Origin of the sequence: Bradyrhizobium sp. Leo170, from assembly GCF_004296405.1 — a bacterium.
Taxonomy (GTDB): domain Bacteria; phylum Pseudomonadota; class Alphaproteobacteria; order Rhizobiales; family Xanthobacteraceae; genus Bradyrhizobium.
The window spans coordinates 1-6590 of the sequence record NZ_PSRR01000419.1; the positions used below are offsets into that span (position 1 = coordinate 1).

The 6590-nt window shown below is 64.0% G+C and carries 10 protein-coding genes and 2 pseudogenes; all 12 read right to left on the reverse strand.

Annotation, left to right across the window (positions count from 1 at the left end):
• A pseudogene (locus CWO89_RS39040) lies at positions 1 to 334 on the reverse strand (hypothetical protein); the annotation flags it as partial.
• Positions 261 to 1676, reverse strand: coding sequence for a phage portal protein (locus CWO89_RS39045; protein WP_130583645.1), 1416 nt, complete (start codon positions 1674 to 1676; stop codon positions 261 to 263). The pseudogene CWO89_RS39040 and the gene CWO89_RS39045, both read right to left, overlap by 74 nt.
• A complete protein-coding gene (locus tag CWO89_RS39050; RefSeq protein ID WP_130583646.1) occupies positions 1676 to 1954 on the reverse strand; it encodes a hypothetical protein in 279 nt (92 codons plus the stop codon). Before CWO89_RS39050 ends, CWO89_RS39045 begins: the two co-directional genes overlap by 1 nt.
• Positions 1955 to 1971: 17 nt before the next feature.
• Complete coding sequence (locus CWO89_RS39055) at positions 1972 to 2460, reverse strand: choice-of-anchor Z repeating domain-containing protein (RefSeq protein WP_130583647.1); 489 nt, start codon at positions 2458 to 2460, stop codon at positions 1972 to 1974.
• A gap of 5 nt (positions 2461 to 2465) precedes the next feature.
• Positions 2466 to 2777 carry a hypothetical protein gene (locus tag CWO89_RS39060; protein WP_130583648.1) on the reverse strand — a complete coding sequence of 104 codons (312 nt, stop codon included), beginning with the start codon at positions 2775 to 2777 and terminating at the stop codon, positions 2466 to 2468.
• Positions 2767 to 3072 carry a hypothetical protein gene (locus CWO89_RS39065; protein ID WP_130583649.1) on the reverse strand — a complete coding sequence of 102 codons (306 nt, stop codon included), beginning with the start codon at positions 3070 to 3072 and terminating at the stop codon, positions 2767 to 2769. Before CWO89_RS39065 ends, CWO89_RS39060 begins: the two co-directional genes overlap by 11 nt.
• A complete protein-coding gene (locus CWO89_RS39070; protein ID WP_130583650.1) occupies positions 3024 to 3287 on the reverse strand; it encodes a hypothetical protein in 264 nt (87 codons plus the stop codon). The genes CWO89_RS39065 and CWO89_RS39070 overlap by 49 nt, the downstream gene beginning before the upstream one ends.
• Positions 3287 to 3811 (reverse strand): hypothetical protein, encoded by a 525-nt coding sequence (locus tag CWO89_RS39075; RefSeq protein WP_130583651.1) that lies wholly within the window; start codon positions 3809 to 3811, stop codon positions 3287 to 3289. The genes CWO89_RS39070 and CWO89_RS39075 overlap by 1 nt, the downstream gene beginning before the upstream one ends.
• Positions 3808 to 4401 (reverse strand): DnaB-like helicase C-terminal domain-containing protein, encoded by a 594-nt coding sequence (locus tag CWO89_RS39080; protein WP_165421507.1) that lies wholly within the window; start codon positions 4399 to 4401, stop codon positions 3808 to 3810. The genes CWO89_RS39075 and CWO89_RS39080 overlap by 4 nt, the downstream gene beginning before the upstream one ends.
• A 23-nt stretch (positions 4402 to 4424) precedes the next feature.
• Positions 4425 to 5336: a toprim domain-containing protein gene (locus CWO89_RS39085; protein WP_165421508.1), complete on the reverse strand. Its 912-nt coding sequence runs from the start codon at positions 5334 to 5336 to the stop codon at positions 4425 to 4427.
• Between the two features lie 207 nt (positions 5337 to 5543).
• Positions 5544 to 6362 (reverse strand): hypothetical protein, encoded by an 819-nt coding sequence (locus tag CWO89_RS39090; RefSeq protein WP_130583654.1) that lies wholly within the window; start codon positions 6360 to 6362, stop codon positions 5544 to 5546.
• Positions 6362 to 6590 (reverse strand): annotated as a pseudogene (locus tag CWO89_RS46390) (hypothetical protein); the annotation flags it as partial. The pseudogene CWO89_RS46390 and the gene CWO89_RS39090, both read right to left, overlap by 1 nt.

Below are 6590 nucleotides of genomic sequence, written 5' to 3' on the forward strand. Positions count from 1 at the left end.
GGCCGGCTTCGCCGCGCTGACCTTGCTCGCCGCGCTCGCCTTGCTCGCCCTTCTCGCCGGGAGGCCCCGCCGGTCCGGGTGCGCCATCGGCGCCATTCGTCAGTTCGGCCAGCCGGATCGTGATGCGCTCCTGCAGCACGGCGACCTCGGCCTTCAGCGTCGCAATGATCGCCTCGGCCTTGGCTTCGATCAGTTCGCGCTCGCGCAGCCATTGCCGCCGCTCCTGATCGAGCGCGTGGGCGAGCGCCTCGCGCCACGCGTCAAGAAGACAGTCGGCGTCTTCCGATGCGGTCGGCGGTTCTAAAAAGGTTTCGGACTTCCCGTTGGACTGCATCGCGGTTGCCTTTCTCAGGCGGCGGCGGAGCTGGTGCTGGCGGAGCGGATGGCGGCGCCTGCGGTCCCGGCGCGGCCGGGATGGCGCCAGCAGCGGACAGCGGAACGACCTGCTGCTGCACGCGCGGCTCGTCGCCGAAGTCGACGGCGTCGAGGCCTTCCTGCGCGCGGGCCTCGTTGGGCGCATAGATGCCGCCCTGGACACCGCGCGCGAGCGCCTCGATCCGGTCCTTGAGCGCCGAGCGCAACAGCGCGGCGGTATCGAATTCGACGTATTCGTCGGGCTGGCCCTTGAGGCCGAACAGCAGCCCGAATGCTTCCTCGATGTGGTTGAGCGCAAAGCCCAACCCCATGGCGATCCAGCTCTGCATCAAAAGCTCGGTGGAGGCGTAGTTGGTGCCGCCAATGCCGAGGATTTGCAGCGGCACGCGAAACGCCAGCGCGATGTGCTCATTCGAGAGCTTGAGGATTTCCGCCGTTGCAGCATCGCGGCCGCCGACCGACCACGGCTGCACCTTGAGGCCCGCCGTCAGGATCGGGGTGCCGCCCTGATGCAGGTTCTTGGCTTGGTCGTTCCAGCGGTCGCGCAGCGCCTGGACCTGATCCTTGTCGAGCACCAGATCGGTCGACAGCACGGCGCTCGGCCGCGCCTCGTTGAGATAGAACGCCGCCTGCTGGCGCGAAATCGCGGCGCCGACGCCGACGTCCTCATAGGCGGCAACGATGGGGGACTCGCCGACCAGCGGCGTCGGCGCGCGACTATTGGTGTGCAGCCTGATATGCAGCACGTCGCGCTGTGGCACCAAGAGACCGGCTTCTCCGCCCAGGCGCTTGGCGATGACGTCATTGCCATGCAGCGCATAGAAAATCTCGCCGTTGTAGGCGAGACGCGGATGCGACTGCGCCGGATTCATCAGGTGCAGTTCATCGATCTCGTAACGGTCGTTCCTTAGCGCCAGCGCATAGGCGTTGCCCTCGGTGTAGAGCGAGCGCGTCGTGTTCAGCAGAAAATCGCTGATCGTCTGGTAGTCGTTGGGATGTCGCAGAATGCGGGCGAGCGCGGAGGTCTTGACCCGGTCGCGCCCGCCCTTGTCATTGAGCCGCCAATGGTCGCCGGGGCACATGGCGACCGTCTGCGAATAGGCCGAGACGCACGCCTCGACCATCGCAGACCGCGACAGGCTGATCGGGCTGTACCCGAGCTGCCACCAATTCCAGTTTTCGCCGACACCGACAGGCAGCCAGCCGCCAGTGACCGGCAAACGCCATGGACCGGGACGATAGTCGCCTTCGCCTTTGATGATCCGGCTTGCGATGCGCGACAGGAGGTCCCAAGCACCCATCAGCTCGTTCTGGTCTGATAGTTCCGGTCGCGTTGTCCCGCTTCCATGTGCCGGGTCTTGTGGTTGTGCTGCTCCGGCTTCGGCGCGTGCGGATCGGGTCCGCTGCCGTCCTCCTCGTGCTCCTGGATGTACTCGCCCATCTTGGTGCGGTCGTTCTCCTCCTGCGTCGGGGTCGGCTTGCCTTTCGACAGTTTCTCCTTGCCCTCGGCGCGGGTCTTTTCGCTTTGCTCATGCTCGCGGTCGTAGGCCTTCTTGGCCGCTTCTTTCGCATCAGTCATGACCTGATCTCCTCTGGTTATCGCCGCCGCCGGCCAGCGGCGGCACCGCCTTCCACCGGTTCGGTGAAAGTGAACTGCACGACGTTGCTGTCACCGGCCGCGTCGCGCACGAGCACGCCATAGCTGCCAGCCGCACCGGCAAAGCCGACGATCGATGTCGTCAGCCGGGTCGAGGCGACCAGCGTGGTTGTCTGCGGAGCGCCGTCGAACACGATCACCGCATCAGGCCTGAAGGTGTAGCCGTCGATCTGCAGGGTGACGTCGGGCAGCGGGCCGGTGGTTGGGGACATGGTCTCGATGACCGGCACGCCGCGTTCGGGTGGGTTCGGCAATTCCGGCGGATACGGCACCCCGGGATCGAGCGGACTGCCGTCCGGCTCTTTCTCGATGACGTGCTCGCCCATCGCAGCGAGATCGTTTTCTTCCTGCGTCGGGGTCGGCTTCGACCCCTCCGCGAGATTCTGACCCGCCGGGTGCGGCGGGTCTTTCCTGTCGGTGTCAGCCATGGCAGTCACCACGTCACGCCTTGCACCCACGCGACCATGCCCGGACGCCGCAGCGTCCAGTTGACCGGCAGGATCAGCCGCAGCGCCAGGCTGTCGGTCTGCCACAGCGAGCGCACCGGGTTGGCCGGCGTGCCCGGATCGGCACCACCCACGATCGGCTGCGGGTTGGTGTCCTCCATGTGCAGCGTCGCCTGATCGCTGATCTCGAAGCGAGGAGCCTCGCCCCTCGGCGCCGTCGCGATGTAGACCGCCGCCACGCCGAAGGCGATGAAATAGCCGCGCTCGGCGCCGCGCGCGAGATCGAACTCAATGACCATTGAGGCGCGCCTGCAAATCGAGATCGCACCGCGCGGTATCGAGCGCCTCGATGAACCAATCGTAAACCTCATCAGGCGCGCCGTTGAGCGGCAGAGCGGCACAGATCGCGAGCGCGTTCAACACGGTGAAACTGTTGATCGGATCGGGGCCGCGTTTGTCCTGCGCGTCCTGAAGATAATCGCGAATGATCGGCGCCAACTGCCGCAACAGGCCGTTGAATTCCTCCCTGTCGATCTCGGCTTCCCTCATCGTTTGCCTCCGCCCGCCCACGCGGCGGATCGGCTCGGCGACCATCCGCCCCGGCCGTCGCGATAGAGCCGCATCGTCGTGTGCGCGTTGCAATCGACCAGATCGACATAGGCGATGTCGGTGCGGTCGTGAAACACCATCAGCTTGATTTCCTTGCTGACGTCGCCCTGGTGCCACGTCTCCAGCGCCAGCTCGCCGTGATTCTTCGCCTCCGCTGGCCGGTTGGCGTAATAGGCCCGTATCCGCCAATCCTCTGCCATCAGAACACCGGCACGAATGCGGTGCCCAGACCGCGCGCGATGACCTCGCATCCCTTGTCGTGACGATCGCGCCAGGTGTCGGCGTAGCCGCCGCATTGCGCCGCAACCCATCCGGCATCGCGCTCCAGCGAATGCGCCAGCGCGACCATGTTGACCGCGCGCATCAGCCAGTCCGCCTTGCCGAGAAAGCGCGCGGGCCAATAGATCGCCGCCTCCATCCGCGTGACGTCGCTGTAGCTCGGCAACAGCCGGGCGCGGTTCTGCATGCGCTGCGTCTTCTCCAGCTCGCCTTGCTCGTGCTGTGCGAGAAGATCCTCGAATTCGTAGGCGTAGGCAGGCCAGGCGCCGCAGTAGCCCTGGACCGCGCGCATCGGCAGCATGCGCAGCGTTCGCATCGCTTCCGACAGCCGCTTGCCGACGTGCGGTCCGCTCCAGACCGACGGCGCGATGTCCTCCATCTCGATGTCCTCCAGCGGGTTGAACTTGAGCGGATCGTCCCGCCGGCTCAGCAGCATCTGATTCATGTGACCAACTCCAATTGCACGTTCTCGTCCAGTTGCGTGTAGCGCTGCGAGGCGATGTCGAATCTCATCTTGATCGCGCCGCGATATCCGGTCTCGTCGAATCTTACCTTGGCGATATGCACGGTCGCTTCGTTGGCGACCGCATCGCGTTCGATGACGATGCCGTGGTCCGGCTTGTTGAACCAGTGCGCCGAACCATCGATGTCGTACAGCGTCGGCGTCCTCTGCCTGCCGCGCTCCCAGATGTCCTTGGTCGGATGCGCCAGCACGATCACCACGACCCCGTACTGCCGCCCGAACTGCTTCAGCATGCGGATGGCACGGCCGATGTACTCCGCCGTGGTCTCGTCACGCTTACGTGCGTGCTCGACTTCGTTCCAGGGGTCGATGATCAAAAGCCGGATGCCGTCGCGCATCACGGCGTCGCGCGCCTTTTCGATGATCCATTCTAGCGTGATGTCGTCGTCTTCCGCATCGTTCGGATCGTGATCGATGAAGGTGCAGAACGATTCGATGAAGCGATCAGTCTCTACGTCCGGCACCATCGAGCCGGAGATGATGCGCCGCAGCTTGTCGCGAAGATGCGGCACCGTCGGCATTTCCGGCGAGAAGATCACGCGCGCCAGTGGTGATCGCGGGCCATGTTGTAGACGAGGTTGAGAACCCACGTCGATTTGCCGTGGCTCGGGATTCCGGTGATCACGATGAATTCGCCCGGGAAGATTTTCATCCAGCCGTTGCCCGGATAAATCCCGTCGAAGATACGCCAGCCGAGCGACAGCGGCTGCAGGGCTGGCAGCGCAGGATATTCCGACAACCGGTACAGCCCGCGCACCGGGTACTGCCTAGCGCCGCGCAGCACCTCGTGGACCGCATCCGCGCCGTGCCTGCTGCGGACCTCGTTGAGATCCTTGCAGCCCTTCGGGAAGGTGACGAACATGCACCGCACAACGCCTAGGCGGCGGACCAGCTCTGCGGCGAGGCGCTGCCCCGGACCGTCGTCATCGACTGCGAGGATAAACCGCTTGACGCGGCCCAAGCGCTCGCGGTTGATCCAGATAAATTCGAATTTGCCGCCGCTCGCCTCGGTCTGCGGATCGAGCGGTTGCAGGCGGCCATCTTTCGGCACTGGCGGTGCACCGTCGGGCACCGACACCGTCAGCGGCCAGCCGCAATCGATCGCGACCATGCCGTCCTCGATGCCCTCGGTGATGACCAGCGATTGCAGGCCGGACTCGAGCGCCGGATCGTCGAGCACGTCGGCATTCCAGAACGTGCGCTTGCCGCCCTTGCGGTGCCAGAACACTTTCTCGCCGTCGCGTTCGGCGCGATATTTTTCGTTCACGACGGCGCCGCCTTCGAGGAACGGATAGACGATGATGTTGCCGCGCTCATTCGCAACGACAGTCTTGTCCTTACCCCTACCGACGAGGGCACCAGTATAGACCTCGAACCTTGTAGCCAGCTCGGGCGATATCCCCCGGCGTTCGAAGAACTCGACGTGATGCGTCGCGAGCGTCGTCATAGCGATAGCTCCCATGGAAATCGCAGTGGAAACACCGGAAAAAGAATTCGTCGGCTTCGCAGCGGATCGACATGCACTTGAGCATCTTCTTTCGCCGCCATTGCGAGCAGCTCGGGCAGCGGATGTTCTTGGTGCCGCGGTGGCTGCGGGGATCGAATCCAACCTTCGCGAATCCGCGCAGCACCTGATCGAGCGTGACGTGGTCGGTCATATGATCACCCTCGGTTTGTCGTCGTCCTCTCTGCCGCGAATGATCGCGCCGATGTACTCGCGCGGGTTTTGCTTGATGGACGCTTGTTCGATCGCCGCTCTGGCCATCGGGATCTTGCCGTCCTTCGCCTGGAGCAATCGCTTGATCAGACCGCCTGCGTTCTCGCCGAGGACATCCTTGCCTCGACGGAACAGGTCGAATTCCGGATCGGTGCGGGGTGGCGGTCTCGCTGGCTCCGCGAGTCCAAGCTCAAGATCGCCAGAACGCGCGCCGCTAGGCGCGGCCTCTTGTTCTTTTCCTTTCCCTTCCTTTCCTTTCCTTTCCTTTCCAGGCGGTAGTGCTACGGGAGCACTACCGGAGCTGTGCGGGAGTGAGGGGCGATCGGAGCCAATATCGGCGGGGCCAATCGTCTGATGCTCGAAGCCCTGGCGCCTTGCATAAGTCACTGGTGTGTCGCCGCTTTTCCAATCTTTAAGCAGCGGCTTACTAGGCTTGTTGATGACCTGATGCCGGTGGAAATTCTTGATGAAGAGGTACCGTTTGGTTTCGTCCTCTTCATCGTTCGTGACTGCGAACAGGACGACCAGTCCGCGCGGCAAGAGGTCGTCGATCAGAGCTGCATTTACTGCTCCCGTAGTGGTGTCGGAGTGGTACGGGAATATCTTCGCCCGCCACTCGATCGGGTCGAAATCGAGCAAGCCATAATCGTCGGCATGGTTGAGCAGTCCGAGGAACAGGCATTTCGAAAATTCCGGCAGCGTGCCGGTCCGCGCGTCGGTCCAAAATTCAGGTTTGATCGTTCGGATACGCGCCATTATGCGATCCTCCGGCGAAAGAGGGGTGAGGTCTGCACGGCGAGCCTCGGCTCAAGCAGCGATGCCTGGTAGTGCCAGAGCGCGAGCGCATCGGCAGCGTTGTCATCGCACGGCGCCCAGCCCAGCCGATGGCATGCATCGATGGTGAACGCCTTCGCCTCTTTGCGCTTGTGCCGGTTGGTGCCGAGGAAATGCCCGCGCACATCGGAGACGCGCGCCTCGCGCACG